General features: G+C 52.5%; 24 protein-coding genes. 13 read left to right on the top strand and 11 right to left on the bottom strand.

All coding sequences use genetic code 11. The annotated features are described in order from the left end of the window. Positions 1–14: 14 nt before the first annotated feature. Together EXY25_RS07695 and hemL are read left to right on the top strand one after the other, a co-directional pair. A complete protein-coding gene (locus EXY25_RS07695) occupies positions 15–1,694 on the top strand; it encodes a chloride channel protein (protein WP_130566322.1) in 1,680 nt (559 codons plus the stop codon). A 92-nt stretch (positions 1,695–1,786) separates the two neighbouring features. After that, positions 1,787–3,067: a glutamate-1-semialdehyde 2,1-aminomutase gene (gene hemL, locus EXY25_RS07690; protein WP_130566321.1), complete on the top strand. Its 1,281-nt coding sequence runs from the start codon at positions 1,787–1,789 to the stop codon at positions 3,065–3,067. A 78-nt stretch (positions 3,068–3,145) separates the two neighbouring features. Here the strand turns inward: hemL and EXY25_RS07685 are convergent, their stop codons facing one another. The 3 genes from EXY25_RS07685 to hrpB form a co-directional block, all read right to left on the bottom strand. Next, positions 3,146–4,012: an OmpA family protein gene (locus EXY25_RS07685; protein WP_207232126.1), complete on the bottom strand. Its 867-nt coding sequence runs from the start codon at positions 4,010–4,012 to the stop codon at positions 3,146–3,148. 76 nt (positions 4,013–4,088) lie between these two features. Next, the gene (gene mrcB / locus EXY25_RS07680) at positions 4,089–6,455 is read right to left on the bottom strand and encodes a penicillin-binding protein 1B (RefSeq protein WP_130566320.1); all 2,367 of its coding nucleotides are present in this window, start codon (positions 6,453–6,455) and stop codon (positions 4,089–4,091) included. A gap of 11 nt (positions 6,456–6,466) precedes the next feature. Beyond that, entirely contained in the window at positions 6,467–8,983 is a 2,517-nt protein-coding gene (gene hrpB, locus EXY25_RS07675) for an ATP-dependent helicase HrpB (protein WP_130566319.1), read from the bottom strand. Between the two features lie 75 nt (positions 8,984–9,058). Here hrpB and thpR point away from each other — a divergent pair, with 75 nt between their 5' ends. Next, entirely contained in the window at positions 9,059–9,589 is a 531-nt protein-coding gene (gene thpR, locus EXY25_RS07670; protein ID WP_246019538.1) for an RNA 2',3'-cyclic phosphodiesterase, read from the top strand. A gap of 42 nt (positions 9,590–9,631) precedes the next feature. Here the strand turns inward: thpR and pepB are convergent, their stop codons facing one another. Then, complete coding sequence (pepB, locus tag EXY25_RS07665; RefSeq protein WP_130566317.1) at positions 9,632–10,957, bottom strand: aminopeptidase PepB; 1,326 nt, start codon at positions 10,955–10,957, stop codon at positions 9,632–9,634. Between the two features lie 134 nt (positions 10,958–11,091). On the opposite strand from pepB, the gene sfsA reads away from it, so the two are divergent. The 8 genes from sfsA (at position 11,092) to panD (ending at position 17,523) form a co-directional block, all read left to right on the top strand. Further along, the gene (sfsA, locus tag EXY25_RS07660) at positions 11,092–11,796 is read left to right on the top strand and encodes a DNA/RNA nuclease SfsA (RefSeq protein ID WP_130566316.1); all 705 of its coding nucleotides are present in this window, start codon (positions 11,092–11,094) and stop codon (positions 11,794–11,796) included. A gap of 147 nt (positions 11,797–11,943) precedes the next feature. Further along, positions 11,944–12,393 carry an RNA polymerase-binding protein DksA gene (dksA, locus tag EXY25_RS07655; protein WP_114337037.1) on the top strand — a complete coding sequence of 150 codons (450 nt, stop codon included), beginning with the start codon at positions 11,944–11,946 and terminating at the stop codon, positions 12,391–12,393. Positions 12,394–12,424: 31 nt separating this feature from the next. Next, the gene (gene gluQRS / locus EXY25_RS07650) at positions 12,425–13,336 is read left to right on the top strand and encodes a tRNA glutamyl-Q(34) synthetase GluQRS (RefSeq protein WP_130566315.1); all 912 of its coding nucleotides are present in this window, start codon (positions 12,425–12,427) and stop codon (positions 13,334–13,336) included. Positions 13,337–13,496: 160 nt separating this feature from the next. After that, on the top strand, positions 13,497–14,792 hold the full coding sequence (gene pcnB, locus EXY25_RS07645) for a polynucleotide adenylyltransferase PcnB (protein WP_246019524.1): 1,296 nt from the start codon (positions 13,497–13,499) through the stop codon (positions 14,790–14,792). Then, positions 14,792–15,310 (top strand): 2-amino-4-hydroxy-6-hydroxymethyldihydropteridine diphosphokinase, encoded by a 519-nt coding sequence (gene folK, locus EXY25_RS07640; protein ID WP_130566313.1) that lies wholly within the window; start codon positions 14,792–14,794, stop codon positions 15,308–15,310. Before pcnB ends, folK begins: the two co-directional genes overlap by 1 nt. 90 nt (positions 15,311–15,400) lie before the next feature. After that, positions 15,401–16,198 carry a 3-methyl-2-oxobutanoate hydroxymethyltransferase gene (gene panB, locus EXY25_RS07635; protein WP_130566312.1) on the top strand — a complete coding sequence of 266 codons (798 nt, stop codon included), beginning with the start codon at positions 15,401–15,403 and terminating at the stop codon, positions 16,196–16,198. After that, positions 16,198–17,061: a pantoate--beta-alanine ligase gene (gene panC / locus EXY25_RS07630; protein ID WP_130566691.1), complete on the top strand. Its 864-nt coding sequence runs from the start codon at positions 16,198–16,200 to the stop codon at positions 17,059–17,061. The genes panB and panC overlap by 1 nt, the downstream gene beginning before the upstream one ends. 81 nt (positions 17,062–17,142) lie before the next feature. Beyond that, the gene (gene panD / locus EXY25_RS07625; protein ID WP_114337032.1) at positions 17,143–17,523 is read left to right on the top strand and encodes an aspartate 1-decarboxylase; all 381 of its coding nucleotides are present in this window, start codon (positions 17,143–17,145) and stop codon (positions 17,521–17,523) included. A gap of 93 nt (positions 17,524–17,616) precedes the next feature. Here the strand turns inward: panD and trmB are convergent, their stop codons facing one another. Genes trmB through EXY25_RS07610 form a run of 3 tightly spaced genes read right to left on the bottom strand, consistent with a single transcriptional unit; the run spans position 17,617 to position 19,997 of the window. Next, complete coding sequence (gene trmB, locus EXY25_RS07620) at positions 17,617–18,300, bottom strand: tRNA (guanine(46)-N(7))-methyltransferase TrmB (RefSeq protein ID WP_130566311.1); 684 nt, start codon at positions 18,298–18,300, stop codon at positions 17,617–17,619. Further along, positions 18,301–19,074: an ABC transporter permease gene (locus tag EXY25_RS07615; protein WP_114337377.1), complete on the bottom strand. Its 774-nt coding sequence runs from the start codon at positions 19,072–19,074 to the stop codon at positions 18,301–18,303. Continuing rightward, positions 19,074–19,997, bottom strand: a complete 924-nt coding sequence (locus EXY25_RS07610) for an ABC transporter ATP-binding protein (protein WP_114337030.1) — start codon at positions 19,995–19,997, stop codon at positions 19,074–19,076. Before EXY25_RS07610 ends, EXY25_RS07615 begins: the two co-directional genes overlap by 1 nt. 116 nt (positions 19,998–20,113) lie before the next feature. Here EXY25_RS07610 and can point away from each other — a divergent pair, with 116 nt between their 5' ends. Then, on the top strand, positions 20,114–20,764 hold the full coding sequence (gene can / locus EXY25_RS07605) for a carbonate dehydratase (RefSeq protein WP_114337376.1): 651 nt from the start codon (positions 20,114–20,116) through the stop codon (positions 20,762–20,764). Between the two features lie 26 nt (positions 20,765–20,790). Here can and EXY25_RS07600 read toward each other — a convergent pair whose 3' ends face one another. The 4 genes from EXY25_RS07600 to EXY25_RS07585 all read right to left on the bottom strand — a co-directional run bounded on the left by EXY25_RS07600 (position 20,791) and on the right by EXY25_RS07585 (position 23,818). Further along, positions 20,791–21,447: a flavin prenyltransferase UbiX gene (locus EXY25_RS07600; RefSeq protein WP_246019523.1), complete on the bottom strand. Its 657-nt coding sequence runs from the start codon at positions 21,445–21,447 to the stop codon at positions 20,791–20,793. Beyond that, positions 21,444–22,808 carry a UDP-N-acetylmuramate:L-alanyl-gamma-D-glutamyl-meso-diaminopimelate ligase gene (mpl, locus tag EXY25_RS07595; protein ID WP_114337028.1) on the bottom strand — a complete coding sequence of 455 codons (1,365 nt, stop codon included), beginning with the start codon at positions 22,806–22,808 and terminating at the stop codon, positions 21,444–21,446. The genes EXY25_RS07600 and mpl overlap by 4 nt, the downstream gene beginning before the upstream one ends. Before the next feature lie 80 nt (positions 22,809–22,888). Further along, entirely contained in the window at positions 22,889–23,197 is a 309-nt protein-coding gene (locus EXY25_RS07590) for a hypothetical protein (protein WP_130566310.1), read from the bottom strand. A 183-nt stretch (positions 23,198–23,380) separates the two neighbouring features. Then, on the bottom strand, positions 23,381–23,818 hold the full coding sequence (locus EXY25_RS07585; protein WP_114337026.1) for a hypothetical protein: 438 nt from the start codon (positions 23,816–23,818) through the stop codon (positions 23,381–23,383). A 164-nt stretch (positions 23,819–23,982) separates the two neighbouring features. Between EXY25_RS07585 and EXY25_RS07580 the strand changes: the two genes are divergently transcribed. Then, on the top strand, positions 23,983–25,158 hold the full coding sequence (locus tag EXY25_RS07580) for a sugar ABC transporter substrate-binding protein (RefSeq protein WP_130566309.1): 1,176 nt from the start codon (positions 23,983–23,985) through the stop codon (positions 25,156–25,158). The last annotated feature ends 2 nt before the right edge of the window (positions 25,159–25,160 follow it).

Below are 25,160 nucleotides of genomic sequence, written 5' to 3'. Positions count from 1 at the left end.
ATACTGACAAAGGCATGGATAAGCTACCACTAATCAAGCATCTGAGATATTCGCTCTCTTTCCCTAGTGTAACGGTTTATCACTGTTTCATGGGATTGGTTGGCGGAATTTCTGCTGCCACACTTATCCTGATATTTCGCTTTCTTGTAGAATTTTGCCAGCACGCCATTCTTGGCGCCAATAAAGACTTTACCACGCTACCCGGCTGGGCGAACTTTATCTTACCCCTCAGTGGCGCTGTACTGATCTTGATCCTCGCCCTGACCATGGGGGTAAAATATTATCGACTCGGTATCCCCTTTGTCATCTATCGCGTTAAGTTTCATCATGGATTAATTCCTCTACGCAATACCATTAATCAGTTTCTTGGCGCCGCACTGTCTCTGATTTGTGGCTTCTCCGTCGGGCGAGAAGGCCCTGCGGTACATATGGGCGCGGCGGGCAGTGCAATGATCGGCCACTACCTCCGCCTGCCTTACAATGCCACCCGGATAATGGCAGCCAGCGGCATCGCCGCGGGTATCTCCGCATCATTTAATACCCCACTGGCCGCGGTCATTTTCGTTATGGAGGTGGTACTTCGCGAATACAAAGTACACATGTTCTTGCCGATTATGCTGGCATCGGCCTGTGGTTCGATCATGAGCCGCCTGGCCTTCGGCGAGTCACACACTTTTGAGGGGCTGGATTTTGTCATCCTCGATCAGTTGCATCACGTGCCGTTTTTACTCCTTTCCGGTGTCATCATTGGCTGCATGGCGGCACTGTTTAATCAGTTATTACTGATATGCATGCGCAGTGGTCAAAAGCTGCCCTTTTCAGCGCGGATCTTGACGGCGGCCATCGCGACTGGGGTGTTAGCGACAATGTTCCCAGAGATCATGGGCACAGAGGACGCATCGCTGGGTTTGGCGTTAAGCGAATCACCGGGGATGACACTGCTTATTGGCGTGTTTGTCGGCAAGATGGTGGCAACGGTGCTAGCCATTGGCTTGGGTATTCCTGGCGGGATCATTGGCCCACTATTCGCACTTGGGGGGCTGGCCGGAATGATTGCGCTGCAGATCATGCTACCTATCGCTCCTGATCTCGCTTCTCATCAGGGAGTCTATGTGGTGATAGGCATGGCTTCGATGATGGGCGCGTCACTGAATGCACCGATGGCAGCCTTGGTAGCGATCCTGGAGCTGACCAACACACCGGCAGTTATCGTACCGGCGATGCTGGTATTAATTTCAGCACAGTTGGTCGCCAGTCAGGTGTTTCGATCCCGCTCCGCCTTTTTAACCCAGATGGAGCTGCAACGTCTGCCGTATCAGATCTCACCTGTGGTACTTAACCTGCAAAAGATTGGTGTGCAGGCTGTCATGCGCAAAGACTTTGTTCTGCTGGAGCGCCCCGATGACAGCGTGATCCAGCATGCGCTGGAGCGCTCTGGCGATCGCCCTGTTCTCCTGATCAATCAAGGAGACCAGCCGTGGCGACTGGCGACGGCTGACAGCACCCAAGAGTGCGGTTACCTGTTAGAGCCGATGCCAGAATTAAGTGTTCGTCGCACGCTCGGCGATGTATATGAACGGCTATCAAAGAATCGCCGAGGCGCAGTGATCATCCATGCCGGCGACACTAACACGCCGATTGGTGTGGTGAATTGGCAGCACCTGACCCAACGTCTGCATACAGATCTCGGCTAGGGTCAATTCTCGCTGTCGATTTAGTTTGCTATAGTCCCTGCTTGTTGTTTAATTCCCCCAGTTAATATCTGGCTCATCCTGTTGAGGTATCCATGACTCGTTCTGCCGAACTCTTTTCCCAAGCTAAGCAATATATCCCTGGAGGCGTGAATTCTCCGGTACGCGCTTTCAACGGTGTCGGCGGCACACCTCTCTTTTTCCAACGGGCGGATGGCGCACGCTTATATGATGTCGATGACAACGCCTATATCGATTATGTAGGCTCTTGGGGACCGATGATCCTGGGTCATAACCACCCTGCCATCAAACAAGCGGTGCTCGATGCCGCTGAAAATGGTTTGAGCTTCGGCGCCCCTACCGAAATCGAAGTAACCATGGCCGCCAAAGTGGTTGAGCTGGTTCCTTCGATCGAGAAAGTACGCATGGTCAGCTCAGGCACAGAAGCGACCATGAGCGCGATCCGCTTGGCACGAGGCTATACCGGCCGTGACAAGTTACTCAAATTTGAAGGCTGTTATCACGGCCATGCTGACTCGCTGCTGGTAAAGGCGGGATCTGGAGCGCTGACATTGGGCGAGCCGACTTCTCCGGGCGTGCCGGAAGATTTGGCAAAACACACCCTGACCGCAACTTTCAACGATATCGACAATGTGAAGCAGTTCTTTGCCGAATATGGCGATGAGATCGCCTGTGTCATTGTCGAGCCAGTCGCTGGCAATATGAACTGTATTCCACCCCTGCCAGGCTTTCTCGAAGGGTTGCGGGCGCTGTGCGATGAGCATGGTAGCGTACTGATATTTGATGAGGTAATGACCGGCTTCCGCGTCGCCCTCGGCTGTGCCCAAGCTCATTACGGCGTCACCCCAGATCTAACCACCTTAGGTAAGGTGATCGGCGGCGGTATGCCGGTTGGTGCGTTTGGCGGGAAAGCGGAAATTATGGCCCATATCGCTCCGCAAGGTGCGGTTTATCAGGCAGGCACGCTGTCGGGAAATCCGGTCGCAATGGCTGCTGGCTTAGCCTCGCTGACCGAGTTACAACAACCCGATCTGCACCTTGCGTTAAGCGCCAAGGCGAAGATGTTGGCAGACGGGTTTAAAGCCGAAGCAGACAAGGCGGGGATCCCACTGGCTATTAATCAGGTGGGGGGGATGTTTGGCTTTTTCTTTACCGAGGCCGCCGAAGTGAGCAGCTTTGCCCAGGTCACCCAGTGTGATTTACAACGTTTCCAACAGTTCTACCACCTGATGTTGGCTGAGGGGGTCTATCTGGCTCCTTCTGCCTATGAAGCAGGGTTTATCTCTACCGCTCACTCAGAAGCTGATATTCAGGCCACCATTGCCGCTGCAGGCCGTTGTTTCGCTAAGCTGTGATACTTGGTTAGAAGCCGCTGAAAACAAAAAAGGGAAGCCATTAGCTTCCCTTTTTTATTCAGCGGTTAGACCAATTGCTTATTCCGGACTGACTTCTACCCGACGATTGAGGTAACGGGCACCCAAATCGTTATTGTCAGCCACAGGGTTAGAGTCACCATACCACTCAACGCGGATCATGCTCTCTTTAACGCCTTGGCTAATCAGGTAGTCTCGAGCGGAATTCGCTCGTCGCTGAGACAATCGTTTGTTGTACTCTCGATCACCGACAAAGCAGGTGTAACCATCCAGCTCCAACGGGATGCTGGTCTCTTCATAGACCGCGGCCACACAGCTCAACACTTGTTGACCTTGCGCCTTGATCTTGGCGGAATCAAAATCGAACAAGATATGTTTGAAGCCAACAATACGCGGACCATCCATCATGATCATATCACCGCACGCTGCCACATAAGCCGCAGGGCCAGCTTGGGCTGGGGGACAGCCAAACTCATCTACCGCAGTATTCGGCGGTGTATTCGGACATTGATCTTTATAGTCAGGGACACCATCGCCATCACTGTCCAGTGGGCAGCCCATGCTGTCGACTTTAACGCCTGTCGGTGTACCAGGGCACTTGTCCTGATAATCCGGCACGCCATCACCATCACTGTCGATAGGGCAACCTTTTGCGTCAACCTTTACCCCTTCGGGGGTCATGGGACACTCATCATCCTGATCGTAAACGCCATCGCCATCTTCGTCATTATTACAAACAAAGTAGCCTAATAAAGCACCCGCTGCAGCACCTGCCCCCGCAGCACCGGCACTATCAATCGCGCCTAATAAACCACCGCCGACACCGCCAGCCATGGCACACCACCCTTTTGTTGAAACCTGTCCAGTACTGGTACAACCCGTTACCCAGACAACCGACAGGAGTACAAACCATTTTAATATTTTCACGTGTCTTCCTCCGTGCCCTAACTCAAGTGATTGAAATCACATTTTTTAGTATTGCACACGGGAGAAATTTTGCCCGTTATCGACCAAACATTCGCGTCCACCAACTCTTCTCTTTGTTTGGTTGGCAGCCTCGGTTGGATGGCAAGGCCGAAGTTATCGCTGGCACCTGGGTAACATCCTCACAATGTTCACCTACGGCGGTACCGCTGGCGGTATCAAAATAGGTCAATTGCACCCCCGCAGGCGGTGTCATCTCTAAAGACACCGCGCTGCGCCGTTTCAGGTAGTCTGCATACAGATTCAACGCACCGCTGGAACCGGTAAGACCAATAACGGCGTTATCATCACGTCCAATCCACACGGTCACCACATCACGGGCATCAAACCCTGCATACCAACTGTCGCGATTATCGTTACTGGTACCCGTCTTACCCGCCAACGCATAGCTAGGGAAACGCTTGCCCAAAGACTTAGCCGTGCCACGCACGGTCACGTCATGCAGTGCATAATTCAGTAGGTAAGTGGCCTTACGATCCGCACGTTGTATACGGCCAGGTGAAAGCTCAGCCAGCACTTCATCATCGCTAGATAACACTGAACGGATAAGATGCAATGGTTGATAACTGCCCTCTGCCGACAGCGAGCTATAGAGCTGTGCCACCTCCAGTGGCGTCATGCTGACAGAGCCAAGCAGTGATGAAGGATAGAAACGCTGCGGGCTCTCTACCCCTAAGTTTTCCATCTGCAGTGAAACTTTATCTAGCCCTAAGCTCATACCCAAGTTGACTGTCGGTACGTTCAACGACATCACCAAGGCATCCATCAGACTGACATTGCCACGGAATTTATGATCATAGTTTTGAGGCTGCCAACGCTTACCTTGCTGATTCACCATAGATACAGGACGATCAGCCAGCACGGTCGCCAGCGAATACTTCTTCGAGTCGGTTAGCGCGGCCAGATAGACCACCGGCTTAATCAATGAGCCGATCGGCCGGCGTGCATCCATCGCACGGTTAAAACCCGCATAGCCCGGTCTGCGATCACCCACCAAGGCGCGAACACCGCCGGTGGCGGCGTCGGTCACCACAATAGCGGTCTGCAATTTACTGATGTTGTGTCGTTTTTCGAGGGTAGGCAGGGTGGCCACAGCGGCTTTCTCTGCTGCTTTTTGGGCTAAAGGATCCAACGTGGTATAGATCTTCAGGCCATTTTTAGCCACCAGCTGCGGTGCTAATTGACTCAGTTCACGGCGCAACAACGTTGTTAAAGCTGGCTTCTTCGCCATTGCGGCTTCAGAGCGCGGCAGCACTTTAGTTGGCTGATTTACCGCCAGCTTATACTCTTCGGTTTCAAGAAAATCATGCTCAAGTAGCAGCCTCAAAATCAGATCCCGACGTTCTAACAAGCGCTCAGGGTGGCGCCATGGATCGTAATAGGAAGGCCCTTTGATCATCGCCACCAACGAGGCCAGCTGCGCCACATTCAACTCCGCCAAAGGACGGCCAAAATAGAACTGACTGGCTAGACCAAAACCATGCACCGCTGTGGCGTAGTTCTGCCCTAGGTAGATCTCATTGAGGTAGGCTTCAAGGATCTCATCTTTACCGTAACGGGCATCAATAATCAGCGCCATATAAGCTTCGCGCAGCTTGCGTATGATGCTGCGTTCACGGGTGAGGAAGAAGTTCTTCACCAGCTGTTGTGTCAATGTGCTGCCACCCTGCACTGTGCGTCCCGCTTTAATGTTGGCAACCAGCGCTCGCGCAATAGACACCGGCGATACGCCATAGTGATGGTAGAAATCACGATCTTCCACCAGCAACAAGGCTTCAATCAGCATCTGTGGCACTCGCTCCAGATCCACCAGTACGCGGTCTTCACCTAAACCGCTCTGCATCCTGTCTATCAAGTACGGCTCTAGATAAGCTTGATTCACGGCCTGACCATTCTGCTCCAACACAGAAATACGCTTGCCGGTATAGCGCACCATCAGACGCCGCGCAGGATCGGTTCGGTGACCGTCGCGCATCGGACGCGCATAGATCTGTACCGCATATTCAGAAGCAGCATATTCCCCAGGCGTTACCACCTTGGCGACCCGACGATAACCGAGCAGCTCTAACTCCTGCAGTAGCTCGCCATGGGAGACCGGCGCGCCCGCGGCCAATCGTAAAGGGCGGGCGTAGATCTGCGCAGGCAGTTCCCAACGTTCACCTTCAAATTTGGTCTTTATCTGACTATCGAGATAAACCCCATAACCCGCGATGGCTACCACCATCACCAATGACAGCTTAAACAGGGTAGAAAGGAGATAGCGCTTAATCGGCCGTGCTTTCTTCGCTGCAGCAGATGACTTCCCTCGTTTACTGGGGCTGCGTTTACGCGAGGTTTTAGCGCTGCGTTTTTTCGGTTGGCTGCCTTTTTCGGCTTTCTTAGTCATAGTGTTCCGGATCACTGATTGTTCATTGCCCGCTTGGTTTTACGGGTCGCTTGAGCGTTGCCGGGATCATCCGGCCAGTAGTGCTTGGGATAACGCCCTTTCATCTCTTTTTGTATCTCTCGGTAACTACCCAGCCAAAATGCCGCCAGATCTTGGGTTACCTGTAACGGCCGGCCTGCTGGGGAGAGTAGCTCCACCACCACGGGCACATCTCCAGCCACTGTTGGCGAGCTTTGCTGACCATACATCTCCTGCATTCTCACAGCAATACGTGGCGGACGGCCATCATCATACTGCAATGCGATCCGCGTGCCTGTGGGCGCTGTCCAGTGGGTAGGTAACATCTGTTCCAGACGCTGCCCCAAATGCCAATCTAAACAGCTTTTCAACGCTTGCGCTAACTGCGACGAGGTCAATTTATCAGGATGACGAACCGCCGTCAGAAACGGCGCCAGCCAATCCCAATTCTCCGCCAGCGTTTGATCATCAAGTTTCGGCCAAGGATCATTCGGTAGCCATTGTGCAGCCATCATCACACGTTGCTGCCACTGGCGCAGCGCCGGTGTCCAGGGCAGCCGTTCTACGCCACGCTGACGCAAACCATCGAGCACCCCCTGTTGCCAACGCGGGTCATCAGCACCAATAGCCAGCGGTTGAGTTTCTAGGGGCAACGCCTGAAGGTAACGCCCTTCGGTCGCAACAACCCGCCCCAAGCGCTGATCCCATCCGACGTTGACCTGCTCCGAAATGAGCTCGGAGCAGTAGTGAACGAGATCGGCCTGCGTCAGCGGCGCCGCCAGGGCAACAATAGGATCGCCAGCAAAGCCATCACGCATGTCAGCCACCGCCAACAAGCTGGCCTGCTGCCAATGCGAGTCTCGACCTAACTGCGCACCGAAGCCGTGGGCAGCTAAATAGCTGGCGCCCCGTTGACCAAGGATCCAACCGGGATATGCCACCGCAACGAGTACACCGCTCCATGCACTATCAATCTGTTGCGCCTGCCACCGGCCAGCATTCGGCAGCAACTGCTGCCAAAGTTGCGAGCTGCGCGTTAAGATCCGCGAACGCAACTCCTGATGCGGCGCTCCTTTGGCCTTTATCCAATCAAGCCAACGGGGCAGATCATCAGCGAAAGGTTGTTTGGGTAACCGCTCTTCCAGCAAAGCCACTAACGCCACGGCAGTTGCCTGAACGCCAGATAATGCGCTGTTTTTCATTGCCCATAACAGCAGCTGCGCAAACTCAGGGGTCGTGCCTAATTGCGCCAATGCCCGGCCATGGGCAGTGAGTTTGCCGACAGCATCAAGGGCGCCGAAACCTTGCAGTCGTGTAACCGCACTGCGCCACAAACTGGCCGATGGTAGCTGCAGCCAATGCAACTGCTCAGGCTCGTGTACACCCCACTGGGCAAGCTCAAGCACCATGGCGGTTAGATCCACCGTCATCACATCCGCTGGCGTTTGTTTGGCCTTACGACTCTGCAACTCTTCCGACCATAAACGATAAGCGTGCCCCGGCATCAAACGCCCAGCCCGACCTGCCCGCTGCGTAGCTGATGCTTGTGAGATCTCCACCGTATCTAAGCGGGTATGGCCAATTTTATGGTGATAACTGGCTTGACGATGCAAGCCACTGTCGATCACCAAAGAGATACCGTCGATGGTTAAACTGGTTTCAGCAACATTGGTCGCCAACACCACTTTGCGTCGACCTGGCGCGGCAGGCGCTATCGCAGCAATCTGCTCGGCAGCGGTCAAACCGCCGTAGAGGGGAACAATATCTATCTGCTGATGCGCAAGTTGTGCTTGATTGCTCAGACGATCAGCGAGCGCTCGCTGTGTTTGCTGGATCTCATACACGCCGGGCAAAAACACCAGGGCCGAGCCCTCGTGCGCTAGCAGTGCTTGTTCAGCTAACTGCGCCAGTTGAGGTGCCAACGGTGCGCGCCGCTCACGACTTTGGTAATGCAATGAAACGGGGAAGCTGCGCCCCTGACATTGCACTAATGCAGCATCAGGAAAACGCTCGGTCAGCGGCATCCCTTCCAACGTGGCAGACATCACTAACAGGATCAGATCATCACGCAGTCCCTGTTGCACATCATAAGCCAGCGCCAACCCCAGATCCGCATGCAAGCTGCGCTCATGGTATTCATCAAAAATAACCAGATTGACACCGCTCAGCTCTGGATCACGCTGCAATAAACGCGTTAATACGCCCTCGGTCACCACCTCCAAGCGTGTACCGGCACTGACCTTGGTCTCTTGCCGCATCCGCAAACCAATGGTTCTACCCACCGTTTCACCCAACTGTTTGGCCAGAAAGCCAGCCACATTGCGCGCCGCCAAACGTCTGGGTTCCAGTAGCAGGATCTTACCGTCAGCAAATGCTGGATCTTGCAACAGCTGTAACGGCAGATAGGTCGACTTACCGGCACCTGGCGGCGCTTCGAGAATAACCATGCTGTGGCTGTTCAGCGCGCGGCAGATCTCGTGGGTTTGGCTGGCGATCGGAGGAAGTGGCACGGAGTTTAGTCATTCCAATTTCTATCAGGCTTGGCCTATTCTAACCTAACCGTCAGCGACAACTGAGTGCTTGTGATGACAAATCAGGGCAAACGCCTGTTTTTAGCTTTGGGCTTTAACCGAAAAACCCAGCGACAGATCAGCCAATATCAAAACCAATTTGCCACTTGGGGCAGTTTAGTAAGTACAACCAACCTGCACCAAACGCTGGCGTTTCTTGGTCAATTAGGGGAAGAGCAAGAACAGCAGCTGCGCCTGTGGTGCCGACAAATATCGGCAGCCGGATTTAAGCAAACCTGCGATCATTTCGGTTACTGGCGCAAGCCGCAGATCATCTATCTCGCGCCCGGCGTTCCGCCACCGCAATTACTCTCGCTGGTGACAAGCCTGCATCAGATCACCGATGCACTGGGCATAGAGCGAGAACAACGCCCCTACCAGCCCCACATTACTTTGTGCCGAAAAGTGCGGCAGCCACCAGAGCTGGCCGACCTCGCCGTCGATATCTCATTTCACGCCGACCATTTTGCGTTATTTCAATCGCGCAGTGACGCAACTGGCGTCAGATATATTGAGCTAGAAAGGTGGCCACTGCTTAGCAACTAGGTTAACAGCGCAGTCGCTACTCCCATCGTGTATCTAAAAGCGCTAAGCATCTCGCTTCGCGTCTTCGTCAGCCGAGTATTCACACAACAGATGAGCAATGGTCTGTACGCCCTGCGCGGTAGCGCCAGTATCCCACAGCGCATTGCCACTGCTATTAAAAGAGGCGGCCAAATCAAAGTGTAACCAGCCTTTGCCTTGGTTCGGCACAAACCGTGACAGGAAACCCGCCGCATTTGAGGCGCCGCCTGCGCCACCACCTTTCACCGCACGGCTATTGGCGGTATCAGCATAAGCCGAAGGGCAGCTATGCTGATGCCAGAGCGCTAAGGGCAAACGCCATAACGGATCTTGCTCTGCGACTGAAGCCGCTAACGCTTTCTGCGCAGCCTCGTCGTCAAGGGCGAACAGGGCGTTGAACTCACGCCCCAAAGCAGCAACTGCAGCGCCGGTCAGCGTCGCCGCATCAATCAGCAGTGGTGGATTTATCTCTGCCGCCTTTAGAAGACCATCCGCCAACACAATGCGCCCTTCCGCATCGGTATTTACCACTTCGACAGTGACACCGTTGCGATAAGTCAGCACATCACCCAGTTTATATGCCTCTCCACTGACTAAATTTTCGGCGCAGCAAAGTATCAATTGCACACGTTTATCCAAGCCCCGCTGGATCGCCAAAGCCAACGCTGCGGTGACAGTAGCGGCGCCCCCCATATCGGCTTTCATGGTCAGCATCCCTTCGCTACTTTTCAGGCTGTAACCACCGCTATCAAAGGTGATCCCCTTGCCCACCAATGCCACTTCGTATGGTTCATCCGATTCGCCACTGGGGTTGAAATCCACCACCAACATCACCGGCGGATGCTGACTCGCACGCCCGACGCCATGCAGGCCAATCCAGCCTTGCTCCAACAGCTCTTCGCCCTGCAGCCATTCATAAGCGATGGCGTCGCCCGCCACCTGCTGCAGATAGGTCAGCGCCCGTTCGGCAAGCACCGTCGGTGTACATTGTTCAGGCCCTAGATGAGTGACCTCTTTCAGCCAGCGAAAGGCGCTATCTCTGGCAAGTAGCTCTTCATGCCCAGAAGCCTCCATCGGCGCCCATTGGATCTGATAATCCCCCTGCGTCGTGGCAAACCCTTGGGCAAATGCCCATTGCTCAGCAAGCTGCCAATGGTGACCATGCAGCTGTACTTGACGGATCCCCAGAGCAGAAAGCTGTCGCGCGGCTTTCTGGATCTGGCGTAACGGACACTCATCGTCGTTTTTCAGATGCAGCTTAACCAGCTCACTTTCAAAACTAAGGCCATGATTGCCCCAGCGCTCAGCAGCGGGAAGCTCGGTTAACTCAACGACGATCTGCTCTGTCATGGTTCGTTCCTTTGATTTTTCTGGTTAGCTAGTATTCAAGCGCCATCAACGCTGCTGGCAATTCGCTATCGACAGCACGCCCGCTTGTCTGTAATGCTTATCTGCCCGAGATGACCTAAGTGTAGCGACAGCGAATGAAGTTTACCCCCCCACTGGAAAAAGCACGGCTATTACAGCGATATAAACGCTTTCTTGCTGATGTTGAGCTTGAAAATGGCGAATTGATGACGCTGCACTGCGCTAATACCGGTGCAATGACTGGCTGCATCGGTGAGCACTGGCCAGTATTTTTCAGCCTAAGCGATGATCCCAAGCGCAAGCTGCCCGGCTCACTTCAGTTGACTCAAAATCCGGCTGGCGATCTCATCTGCGTCAATACCGCCTTGGCGAACAAGCTGGTGGCAGAAGCTCTCGCTGACCAGCGCATTAGCGAACTGCGCGGCTATGCCACAGTGCGCCGCGAGGTTAAGTATGGCAGTGAGAACAGCCGGGTCGATTTCCTCCTCAGTGACCATAGCGACTCTGCCGACTGCTATCTCGAAGTAAAGATGGCGACCCTATTGCAAGAGGGCCAAGGTTATTTTCCAGATGCTGTGACCACGCGCGGTCAAAAGCATCTGCGAGAACTGGTTGAGCAAGTCAAGGCGGGCTACCGTGCAGTACTGCTTTTCTGTGTCACTCATACGGGGATCCATTCGGTCAAAGCGGCAGCTCACATCGATCCCGTTTATGCAAAAACATTGGATGAAGCAGTGGCGGCAGGGGTTGAAGTTATCTGTTACGGCTGCGATATTTCGCGCCAGCAAATAGTGCTCGACCGTTCATTAACATTTGGTTGATCAATCACCAACTAAAGCAAACTTGATCGCCAAGCTGTAGAGCCACTAACAAAAGCATGCAATCGAAATTGCGGGAAACTACACTTTCTGGTATAGATAGCGCCCTAATTTACTTAGGTACTGTTGTTTTAACGAAGGAGAATGGGCATGCCTCAAGGCAAAGCAGCTAGCAGTCTGGGCATTCTTTCGCTCGCAGGGGTTGAGCCTTATCAAACCAAGCCTGGTGAAGAATACATGGGCTTGCCTCAGCTTGAGCACTTCAGAAAGATCCTCGAAGCCTGGCGCAATCAACTTCGCGAAGAAGTGGATCGCACTGTAACCCACATGAAGGATGAAGCAGCAAACTTCCCTGACCCAGTGGACAGAGCAGCTCAGGAAGAAGAGTTCAGTCTGGAACTGAGAACCCGTGATCGTGAGCGTAAGCTGATCAAAAAGATTGAGAAAACTCTGCAAGCCATCGAAGAAGATGACTTCGGTTTCTGTGATCAATGCGGTGTTGAAATCGGTATTCGTCGCTTGGAAGCTCGTCCGACGGCTGATTTGTGCATCGACTGCAAAACGCTCGCTGAGATCAAAGAAAAGCAGTTAGCTGGATAATGATGCTGGTGGCTCTGCCACCGCTCTGCTGATGTCAGATAACGCTGAATCACAGCCGCTAATTAAAACGGCCGCGCCCTATCGCGGCCGTTTCGCTCCCTCACCTTCTGGTCCCCTCCATTTTGGCTCTTTAGTTGCCGCTGTCGGTAGCTACATGCAAGCGCGTGCTAACCGTGGGCAATGGCTCGTCCGTATCGAAAACATCGATCCGCCACGAGAGATGCCCGGCGCCACTGATATTATCCTGCGTCAACTGGAACTGTTTGGCCTGCACTGGGACGAGTCACTGCTCTATCAGAGTGACCGGAGCCAAGCGTACGACGAAACTCTGCAACGACTGGCCGACGCAGGCCTCAGCTATCACTGCGACTGCACCCGCAAAAGCATCATGGCACGCGGTGGTTACTACTCCGGCCACTGCCGTAAACGCGACCTTGGCCCAGACAACACCGCCTTACGTTTTGTAAATCACCATCCGGTGGCAGAATTTGACGACCAGTTACAGGGCAAAATCATCCTACCCAGCGACTTCGCCAACGAAGATTTCATTATTCGCCGCCGCGACGGCCTCTATGCCTATCAGCTCGCCGTGGTGGTGGATGATATTGACACAGGCATTACCGAAGTCGTGCGTGGGGCTGACTTGATCACGCCAACCGGGCGCCAAATCGCATTTTTTAATGCGTTGGGAAGCACTGCACCTGACTATTTGCATCTACCGCTCGCCACCCACGCCGACGGCCATAAACTCTCTAAGCAAACCCATGCCCCAGCCCTAAGAGAAGATCAACGAGTATTAGAGCTAATAGATGCATTGAGGTTTTTGGGGCAAAAAGTGCCCAACGAGTGTCAGGATGGCAGTGTCGATGAGGTTTTACAGTGGGGAGTAGCGCATTGGCAGCTCGATCAGGTAGCAAAATGTGAGAAAATTGCCATCGACTGATCCTTGCCAGTTTTACCCAGCTACACTCTGGTATATCATTAGCGCCCAAATTTTCAGCGTAATTTAGAGGTTAGCTATCCTTTCCCGCATCATAAAACTGTGCAAGCAAGCTGTTGGCAGTCAAGCCGGCGATAAATCTGGCGAAAAACTTTCGGCCACGGTGATCCCGCGCTCCGCACATTCTATCTCGCGAACGGATATCAGTGATAATGCACTGAAGGTACTCTATCGTCTGAATAAAAATGGCTACCAAGCCTATTTAGTCGGCGGTGGTGTCCGCGACCTCCTGCTGGGGCTCAAACCGAAAGATTTCGATATCGTCACCGATGCCAGCCCTGAGCAGGTAAAAAAACTGTTTCGTAACTGCCGTCTTGTCGGTCGTCGCTTTCGTCTGGCGCATATTCTGTTTGGTCGTGACATCATTGAAGTGGCAACCATGCGCGGTCACCACAGCAATGCCGAAGACGACACAGTTGGCACAGCCCACGCCGAAACAGGCATGATCCTGCGAGACAACGTCTATGGCACCATCGAAGAGGATGCCGAGCGCCGCGACTTCAGTATCAACGCGCTGTATTACGATATCTCAGACTTTAGCGTGCATGACTTTGCTGATGGCATTAAAGCGATCAAGAAGCGTCAAATAGAACTGATTGGCGATCCAGAAACGCGTTACCGTGAAGACCCAGTGCGCATGCTGCGCGCCGTCCGCTTCGCCGTCAAACTCGATATGAGCATCACGCCACGCAGCGCAGCGCCAATCAAAGAGCTTGCCAACATGCTGGCGCAGATCCCCGCCGCTCGTCTGTTTGAAGAGATCCAAAAACTGTTCCTGTCAGGCAAAGCGTTAGCTACATACAAAATGCTACGGGAATACAAGCTGATGCAGCAGCTGTTTCCTGCGCTTAAAAGCTGTTTCACCAAAGAGGGTGACAGTGACGCCGAGCGTTTTCTGGAAGCCGCACTGGCAAACACAGATCGCCGAATTGCCGAAGGCAAACGTGTCACCCCAGCTTTCCTGTTTGCCGCCCTTTACTGGGGACCGGTACAACGCCGTTGTGATGAGTTGATGCTAGAGAGCGATCTGCCCTACGTCGATGCCCTTGGCCTTGCCAGCAGCGACGTGTTGGACAGCTCACAGAAACGTATCGCCCTGCCAAAACGCTTTTCTGTACCAGCCCGCGAGATCTGGCAGCTGCAGTTAAGGCTACCGAAACGTATGGGTAGCCGAGCGGCGAAACTGGCTGGTCATCCACGCTTCCGTGCCGCCTACGACTTCTTGTTACTGCGTGGTCAGATCGCTGGCGGTGAAGTAGCACAGCTGGGTCAGTGGTGGACCGACTACCAAAGCAGCGATGAAGGTCAGCAGCAGAAGCTAGTAAAAGAGTTGAAGTCCCGTGGTCCGCGTCGGCGCAATACCCGCCGTCGCCGCAAACCCGCTGAGCCAAAACAGTAATGACACGCTGTTATATCGGGATCGGCAGTAATCTGTCTGATCCCGTCGCTCAAGCCAAAACCGCTATCGATGCGCTTGCACAGATCCCACACACTGAGCTGATTACCGTTTCCGGCCTATATCGCAGTCGCCCGCTAGGGCCGCAAGATCAACCGGACTACGTCAATGCGGTCGCTGCACTGCAGACACAACTCGCACCTCTCGCCCTACTTGATGCCTTACAGCATATTGAGCAAACGCAGGGGCGCACTCGCAAAGCGGAACGCTGGGGGCCAAGAAGCCTGGATCTGGATATCCTGCTGTTTGGAGATCAGTTGATCCAATGCGAACGTTTGACGGTACCCCACTATCATATGCGTCAACGGGAGTTTGTCATTACGCCACTGGCGGAGATCGCAGCAGAGCTAGAGATGCCCGATGACCGTACGCCGATCAAAGCACTACAAAAACAGTTACCCGATAATGGGCTGCAAAGATTTGCGTACTATACTCCGCAGCATTGTCAGCTGGGCAAATAGTCCGCTGGCTTTAATCATCCATAAACCACTGATATAGTTTGCCGCCCTGATAACGGGCTGATTTGAAGTTAATTAATTCGGTTGAACGGCATGAGCAAAACAACAGTTTCGACATTGCAACAATACAAGCAAGATGGCAAAAAATTTGCCACCCTGACCGCCTACGATGCATCATTCGCCAAGCTCTTCTCTGAAGCAGGCGTAGGTGTCCTGCTCGTCGGTGATTCATTAGGCATGGTGTTGCAAGGCCACGCTGACACCGTCCCAGTCAGCGTTGACGATATGGCTTACCACGTTGCCAGTGTCAGCCGCGGCGCTGTCGATGCCTTGGTGATCGCCGACATGCCATTCATGAGTTACACCACGCCAATCCAGACCTATGAAACCGCCACCAAGCTGATGCAAGCAGGCGCCAACATGGTCAAGTTAGAAGGTGGTGAATGGCTATATGAGAGCATCAAAGGGCTGACTGAGCGCGGCGTACCCGTGTGTGGTCACCTTGGCCTGACACCTCAGTCAGTGCATCTGTTTGGCGGTTTTAAAGTACAAGGTCGGCAGCAGAGTCAGGCGGACAAGCTGCTTAGCGATGCCAAAGCCCTAGAAGCCGCTGGCGCACAGTTATTGGTATTGGAGTGCATTCCTACCGAATTGGCCGCCACCATCACGCAAGCACTCTCCATTCCTGTGATTGGTATCGGCGCGGGTCCGGTCACCGATGGTCAGATCCTGGTAATGCATGATCTGATTGGCCTAACGCCGGGTAAACCGCCCAAGTTCAGTAAAAACTTCCTTACCGACGGCCGCGATGTACGTGGCGCGGTAGCAGCCTATATCGACGCTGTCACTGACGGCAGCTTCCCCGGTCCGGAACATAGCTTCTCGTCATGATGCAAACAGTCAAAGATATCGCCGCGCTCCGCGCGCAGATCAAAGCTTGGCGCCAGGCTGGATCCACTATCGGTTTTGTCCCCACCATGGGTAATCTGCATCAGGGGCATTTAACCTTGGTCGAGGAGGCGAAACAGCGTGCCGATAAAGTGGTGGTTAGCGTTTTCGTTAATCCGATGCAATTTGATCGCCCCGACGATCTGGATCGCTACCCCAGAACACTGGAAGCCGACCAACAAAAATTGATCGCCACCGGCGTAGACCTGCTGTTTACACCCACCCCAGAGATCATGTATCCCAAAGGCCTAGATCAGCAAACCTATGTCGACGTACCCGGCCTATCCAGCTTATTAGAAGGCGCCAGTCGCCCAGGTCATTTCCGCGGCGTATCCACGGTGGTGACTAAACTGTTCAATTTGGTGCAACCCGATGTCGCTTGCTTCGGTCAAAAAGATTATCAGCAGCTAGCTTTGCTTAAGCAGATGGTGATCGATCTGGCGTTAGACATTGAAGTCATTGGCGTACCAACGGTTCGCGATAGCGATGGCCTCGCCATGAGCTCACGCAATGGCTACCTGACCTCCGACCAGCGCGATCTGGCACCCTTGTTGTATCAACATCTGCAATATTTGAGTGAATCGATTTCAGCGGGTAAAATACCCTTAGAGCAATTACTCGAACAAACCCGTGAACAGCTAGATACTCATGGCTTTCACACCGACAGTATTGATGTGGTGGATGCGGAGAATTTACAGCCGTTAACACCGGACAGTCAGCGTGCTGTTGTACTGATCGCGGCCTTTTTAGGTGCAGCCCGCCTGATAGATAATCAGGTGGTAGAATTGCAGACAGCCGCAGATTGATCTATATTTGCGCGCCTCGTCGAATTTCTCGGTTTTTTGACGCCGATTATGCACACGGGGATAGCAATAAGGGGAAACTGAATGCAAACCACAATGTTAAAAGGTAAGTTACACCAGGCACGTGTAACCCACGCAGAACTTGAATATGAAGGTTCGTGCGCGATCGACCAGGATATGCTGGATGCCTCTGGTATCCTTGAATTCGAACAGATCCAGATCTACAACATTGATAATGGTAAGCGCTTCACTACCTATGCGATAGCCGGTGAGCGAGGCTCTAAAATCATTTCAGTGAATGGCGCTGCCGCCCATCAGGCTGAAGTTGGCAACCGTGTGATCATCTGTGCTTATGTTGCCATGAGCAACGCCGAAGCGATGACCCACAAGCCAAGCTTGGTCTATCTGGATCAAGGCAATAATATCGTTCGTACCAGTAAGGATTTACCAGTACAGGTCGCCTAACCTAGGCTCCTCCTACTGCTGGCTCAGAACAAACGAAGGCGAGATGCTGCAAAAGCACTCGCCTTTTTCGATCTAAGCTGCCTACCAGCTCATCTAGCCCAACTCACACACCAGTTGCCATAACGTCTGACCACTGTCTCGATATTTACGCTCAAACGGCGTCAGCGCCTCTGTGGCGTCAGTTAATGGCACCACCGGATGTTGCCCTTGGCCTGCGAGGGCTAATGCCCGTGCAAACTCTTGCAGATAGATAGGCCAGTTACTGCGTAACTCCAGTTGGCCACCGATCTTAATCAGATCAGGAAATACACCAGCACCATGCCAGCGCCGTTGCAGATGTTTCGATTTCGGCCAGGGGTTGGGATACAACAAGTAGTGATGGGTGATGGGCCAATCGGCGGCAGCAATTAAGCGCCACAGATCATTGAGATCGGCCCTTGCCAGCAGGTAGTTATCAGCGCTGATTGCCAGATCAGATTGCCGTTCAATACGGTCAGCTGATTTGTCCATGCCGATCACTAATGCCTGCGGATGGCGCAAAGCCAAGCGGCGGGTACTTTCACCCACGCCACAACAGGAGTCCAACACCACAGGGCCACCATGCTGCTTCACCTGCTCGGAAAGTTGCGCAAACAGTGCCAATGAACGCTCGGCTTGTGGCTTTAAGAACGGTTCCGCAAGGTGTTTCAACACCACTTCATCGAGGCGTTCATGCAAACCGGCCTGATTACTCTGTACTGCACGGGAGTTACCTGCAGTTTCGCTGCCATCGCTCATCTAACTACGTAATCCTGTGCCTTTGCGAAGTAGATGCATCACCCAAGCAAACAGTAGCAAAATCATCGCTGACAAAACGGCCAGCGCGACGCTCACAGAGATATCTGACACACCGAGAAAACCATAACGAAACGCATTAACCATGTAGAGGATTGGGTTGATCTGGGATACGCCTTGCCAAAACTCCGGCAGCAGCTTGATCGAGTAAAATACGCCACCCAAATAGGTCAGCGGCGTCAATATAAACGTTGGGATAATGCTGATGTCGTCGAAGCTGCGGGCAAAGATCGCATTTGCTAGACCACCTAGCGCAAATAAGACCGAGGTCAGCACTCCGGTGATAAAAAGAATGCCGATGTTGTGCAACGGCAATGAGGTAAAAAACATCGACACCAGCGTGACAATAAAGCCAACTAACAAACCTCGCGCCACACCGCCACCAACAAAACCAGCAACAATCACCCAATTGGGTACAGGGGCAACCATCAACTCTTCCACGTTACGCTGAAATTTAGCGCTATAGAATGACGATGCCACGTTTGCGTAGGAGTTGGTGATCACTGACATCATGATCAGACCTGGCACGATATAGGACATGTAATCAAAACCGCCCATCTCGCCAATACGGCTGCCGATCAGGTTACCGAAAATGACAAAATAAAGACTCATGGTGATCACCGGAGGCACGAGGGTTTGCACCCAGATCCGCATAAAGCGAATAACCTCTTTACGCCAGATACTCTGCAGCGCGATCACATGACGACGATGGATCATCATTTGGCCTCCCTCCCCGCTTCAACTAAACGCACAAACAGTTCTTCCAAGCGGTTGGCCTTATTCCGCATCGACAACACTTCTACGCCCTGCGCTGCCAGTTGTGCAAAAACGTCATTCAATCCCTGCTCTTTCTCCACATCAACCTCAAGGCATGTCGCGTCTAAGCGGCGACAGACAAAGTTATTTAACGTTATTTCAGGACTGTTGGGAGCCAGATCTAACAAGAAGGTTTCCACATTTAGCTTAGAGAGCAGCGATTTCATCGAGGTATTTTCGACAATACGGCCATGATCAATAATCGCGATATTACGACACAGCATCTCTGCCTCTTCCAGATAGTGCGTTGTCAGGATAATGGTGATCCCCTGCTGTTCATTAATCTGCTTGAGGAATTCCCACATCGAACGGCGTAGTTCGATGTCCACCCCCGCGGTGGGCTCATCGAGGATCAATAGCTTAGGCTCATGCATCAAGGCGCGGGCGATCATCAATCTACGCTTCATGCCGCCAGAAAGTTCGCGGGCGCGCTCGTTGCGCTTCTCCCATAACCCCAACTGCGTCAGGTATTTCTCTGCCCGCGGCTTGGCCTCTGCACGGGTGACACCGTAATAGCCCGCTTGATGCATGACGATCTGCAATACCGTTTCAAACTGATTGAAGTTGAACTCCTGCGGTACTAAGCCGATCTCGAGTTTGGCGAGCTCTGGTGCATGTTCAATGCTATGGCCAAATACCTCAACATCGCCCTCGGTTTTATTGACGAGCGCACAGATGATGCCGATAGTAGTGCTCTTACCTGCCCCATTGGGGCCTAGTAATGCGAAAAAATCACCTTGCTGAACATTGAGGTTTATCCCCTTCAATGCTTCAACACCACCTGCGTACGTTTTCGCTAACGCATTGATACGCAAAGCATTCATAATTGATAACTACCTTTGGGAATGGGTGCAGTGGCTGATCCGTCCAGCAACAAAGAGTTTGACCTTAGGATAAAACACGCTAGCCTGCTGATAACCCACCAGATATGGAGTGTATCTTGGCAAATATCAAGCAGCTATTCGAAAATAATCGACTCTGGGCAGAGCGTCGTGTCAAAGAAGATCCCGATTATTTTCAGGAGCTGGCAAAAGGTCAGAGCCCGAAATACCTCTGGGTTGGCTGCTCTGACAGCCGCGTTGCCGCAGAACGGTTAACCGGATTAAAACCAGGTGAGCTGTTTGTCCATCGCAACGTCGCTAACCAGGTCATTCATACCGATCTAAACTGCCTGAGCGTATTGCAGTATGCGATCGATGTACTGAAGGTGGAAGAAGTGATTATTTGCGGCCATTACGCTTGTGGTGGCGTCACTGCCGCAATGCAAAATGCCAAAGTGGGGTTGGTCAATAACTGGCTGCTGCACATACGCGATATCTACCTAAAGAACCGCAACCGTCTTGATATGATTGAGGATGACACCGAGCGAACCAACCGCCTTTCGGATCTCAACGTCATTGATCAGGTGTTTAACACATGCAACTCAACCGTTATTCAAGATGCATGGGCCCGAGGTCAGAAAGTGAGGGTACATGGTTGGATCTACGCTGTTGAAGATGGGCATTTAAAAAATGTCGGTCTCACCATCGATAGTCCAGACGACTGCGAAGCCAAATATCGGCTCGCCTTAGACTCGGTCTTTGCCGACTAACAACTCAAGATCTGCGGCGCGGGTGACTAACGAGCGCCGCCATATCCCCAGCGCTTTACCAAGTCATGCTCAACCCCAAGGTGATCCAATATCCTAGCGACCATAAAGTCGACCAGATCTTCGACCGAAGCAGGTTGATGATAAAAGCCTGGCGACGCAGGCATGATAGTCACCCCCAAGTTCGCCAGCTTTAACATATGTTCTAGATGGATAGCAGATAGAGGAGCTTCCCTGGGTACCACGATCAATTGCCCACGCTCTTTAATCACCACGTCGGCAGCACGCTCTATCAGGTTATCGCTGCAACCGAGCGCAATCGCAGCCAAACTCCCTGTGCTGCAAGGGCACACCACCATTTTTTTCGGCGCAGCAGAGCCTGACGCTACCGGCGAAAACCAGTCATCACGACCATACGCCTTAATCAATCCAGGCTTAGCCCCTACAGCGTCGGAAAATACTTTCCCCATGGCGTCAGGGGCGGATGGCACTTTTAACTCATGCTCTGTTGCAAGTACAACACGGGCAGCCGAAGAGACCAACAGATGCACCCGCCAGTTCGTCTGGCAAAGCACCTGCAACAAACGCAACGCATAGGGAGCGCCGGAAGCGCCGGTAATTGCCAGCGTCACCTCCGCCTCAAATTCCGCGACGCCGGTTAGCTCTTTTGAACAATTCTCTGTCACGCGATCACTCCCGCTTGCAGCCCTGCAATCAGTTTGTTGTGCAAACCGCCAAAGCCACCATTACTCATCACCAAGAGCTGATCTCCCGCAGCGGCTTCTGCCAACACCGAAGCAGCCAGCGCATCAACATCCTGATGTACCTGCACCGGAGCAGTTAACTGCTCCGCCACCGCCTCCAATGACCATTCAATACCGGGCGGTTGAAACAGAAACACTTGGTCAGCCTGCTGCAACGCTTGCGCAAGTTCTTGCTTGTGGATCCCCAGTTTCATGGTGTTTGAGCGCGGCTCAAGGATCGCCAATATTCGTTGTTTGCCCACTTTTGCCCGTAAACCATTTAACGTGGTAGTGATGGCAGTGGGGTGATGAGCAAAGTCGTCATACACAGCAACACCAGCAATCTCCGCTTTCAACTCCATACGGCGCTTCGGGCTGACAAACCGACTCAGCGCATCCACCGCGACATCCGGCGTCACTCCAACATGACGGGCTGCGGCGATCGCCATTAGGCCATTATCAACATTGTGTCGTCCGATTAATGGCCAGTTCACCTGTCCTACCAACTCACCCGCCAATAACACATCGAACTGACTACCATCAGCACTGACATTAGCCACATCCCAATCGCGGCCACTACCGATCACCTGCTGTTCACTCCAGCAGCCCATTTTGATCACGTCAGCGAGAGCGGTTTCTTTTTCCGCCCACAAGATTTGACCAGAGCCCGGAACAGTACGAACCAAATGGTGAAACTGACGCTTAATCGCTTTCAAATCATCGAAAATATCAGCATGGTCGAATTCAAGATTGTTCATCACCAGGGTACGGGGGTGGTAATGAACGAATTTGGAGCGCTTATCAAAGAATGCGCTATCGTACTCATCCGCTTCTACTACAAAGAAAGGGCTATCTCCGAGTCGCGCAGAGACATTAAAATTGCCGGGCACACCACCAATCAAAAAGCCGGGGGCAATGCCTGCGTCTTCCAATATCCAAGCCAGCATACTGGCTGTGGTTGTTTTGCCGTGGGTGCCAGCTACCGCCAACACCCAGCGATCGCGAAGTAAGTAATCGCCCAACCACTGCGGGCCAGACATGTAGGGAAGTCCGTGCTCTAGCGTATATTCTACGGCGGGGTTACCCCGAGACATGGCATTGCCAATCACCACCAGATCTGGCGCAGGCTCAAGTTGGCTGGGGTCATAGCCTTGCACCAACTCAATGCCGAGGGCTTCTAGCTGCGTACTCATTGGCGGATAGACATTGGCATCAGAGCCGGTGACCTTATGTCCCAATGACTTTGCCAAAGCGGCAACACCGCCCATGAAGGTGCCACAGATACCGAGGATGTGGATATGCATAGAAATTTCGCGGTCAGTCGTTTTGTCGGGAGTGTAACAATACTACCATCGACAAACGTCAACGGTTGTCATATTTCCTGCTATTTTGCGCCACCCATAAAACAGTCTGAGTCGGGGTGATCGGGTTGCAAACACTGCGTTTTAAAACCAGTGACGCCATCCTCCTCGACCCAATACAGAGCACCTTTGCCAATAGCAAAACCATCGATACATGGTCCTTTCCACTCAACCGACACAGCATCAGGCACATAATACCTATTAACCTTGCAACCGTTGTCTGATGGCAACCAGCCGGACGGATCATCATAAGAGGCCCAATCTCCAGGTTGTGGCTGGTAACTACAACCCATCACCACCAAAATCAACAATGGAATCAATATGCTCTTCATAGTGCGCCTCAATTCTTAATAAAGCTTTGCTGACCTATTTTCTATTTGTAAAAAGCCTCAACTCCCGCCACCTACAATCATCTAACGTAAATAATAGGTTTTAAGATCACCTCAGTGTCGAACGAGAACCAAGACCATCGTACTCAAAAAACTAGCTAGTCAAAGTAGGCTATCATGCTCGATTTAAGGAGGTGAAATAGGCGCCATTGGCTTTTCTGGTGGCGGTAATGTCTCTTTTTCAAGCTGCTCTCTTCCCGGCTCCCGTTGCGACATATCTCGCAACTGCTGTTCATTCATCTGCAAATAATAGGTGCTGTTTGCCCCCCTGTATGGCCAGTAAAAACGACCGCCACAATCATAGTTACCACCTAGATCCTTGCGAATAATACAACCTGCCGGCAGTTGCGAGATCCAATACCAATCCTGCTGATGGCGCAGCCATTGCTCAAACTCTTTCTCCTGTTTCAGCTGCTCCCGCAACTCCCATATGCTGGTTTCACGGGGCTCAGAGCTCTTTCTCACCACCACTTTATCTTCTAACGAAACAGCTTCGGCTATGAATACCGGCAGTAGAAAAAACGCCACAGCCAAGCTCAGTAAGCTTTTCATCGGTTTAATCATGGTTAGCACCTCCCTTGTTTAGCCAAGCAAAATTTATCACTTTGTATACATTATGATTGGCTAATTATGAATCAGACCACAGTCTCATTTTCTGGTTCACTGTAAGCTTGAAACTATCTGATTGAACTAGACTTAACGCAATCCCCCGACTTTGGAGTGACCCCATGCGACTGTTCACACGCCTACTGGTTCTCTTGAGCTTTATGTCAGGCTCCTTGCACGCGGCAGAACTAGAATTATGGCATGCACATCAGGCTCGTGCATTTATCGAGCAAGTTGTCGAAAACTTCACCAAGGAAACTGGCGTAACCGTCAATATCACACCATTTGCGCCAGCCAAGGTGAAAGGGGAATTACTGCTTGGTGCGGCCAGTGGCCTTACCCCCGACGTAGTGTTGGTGCCCTCCGACTTTCTCGGCCTACATAACGAGCTAAAGCTGACGGCGCTAAACAGTGAGTGGAACGATCCCGCTCTTGACGAATCAGCCCGCCAGACCACGGTGATCGCAGGCAGACAATACGGCGTGCCGATTATTCAGGGTAATCACCTGATGATGTTCTACAACAAGAAATATATTCCACAACCCGCGGCAAGCTGGAAGCAACTGGCAGCACAGCAGAAAGAGTTAAAGCAGCGTGCAGTCAAAGCGATCGGCTGGAATTATGGCGAAATGTATTGGTTCGTTCCCTTTCTCGGTGCTTTCGATGGCTGGCCAATGGACAGTGACAAGGTCACACTGAATACACCCGCCATGATTAAGGCGCTCAATTTTTACCGTAGCCTGAGCGACCAAGGCTTAGTGCCGAAAGGCTGCAATTACGATTGCGCACAGGGGCAGTTCCTTTCGGGCGAGTACGCCTACTCTATTAACGGGGACTGGGCCTACAGTGATTTTAAAAAGGAGCTTGGAGACAGTTTAGGGGTAGCTCTGTTACCAACGATTGATGGCAAGCCCTTGAAGCCGATGTCCTCTAGTTTTGTGTTAGCGTTTCCTCGCATGCAGGAGAAAAGTGAGACCGCTGAAAAATTGCAGGCCCTGGCTAGATTCTTTCAACAAGCTGAAAACCAACGCTATATCTACGAGCAGTATCGCTTGCTACCAGTCAACGACACGGTGTTTTCACAAATTAGAGACAATGCTAAAGGTGATGAGAAAGTGATCCTTGAACAGCTCGCACTAACCAAAGCGATGCCCAGTGAACCCGCGATGGCAATTACTTGGGAGGCCTTAGCCAAAGGCTACAAACGCTTTATGGATCACGGCTATTCGGCGGAGAAAGCCGCCGCTTATATGCAATCCTTAGCTGATCGCGAACTTAAAAAGTATCAAGGTAAGTAGGT

The organism is Corallincola spongiicola (assembly GCF_004284785.1).
Lineage (GTDB): Bacteria > Pseudomonadota > Gammaproteobacteria > Enterobacterales > Neiellaceae > Corallincola > Corallincola holothuriorum.
The sequence above is the reverse complement of the archived record's forward strand: the minus strand, read 5'-3'. Positions and strand labels throughout refer to the sequence as shown.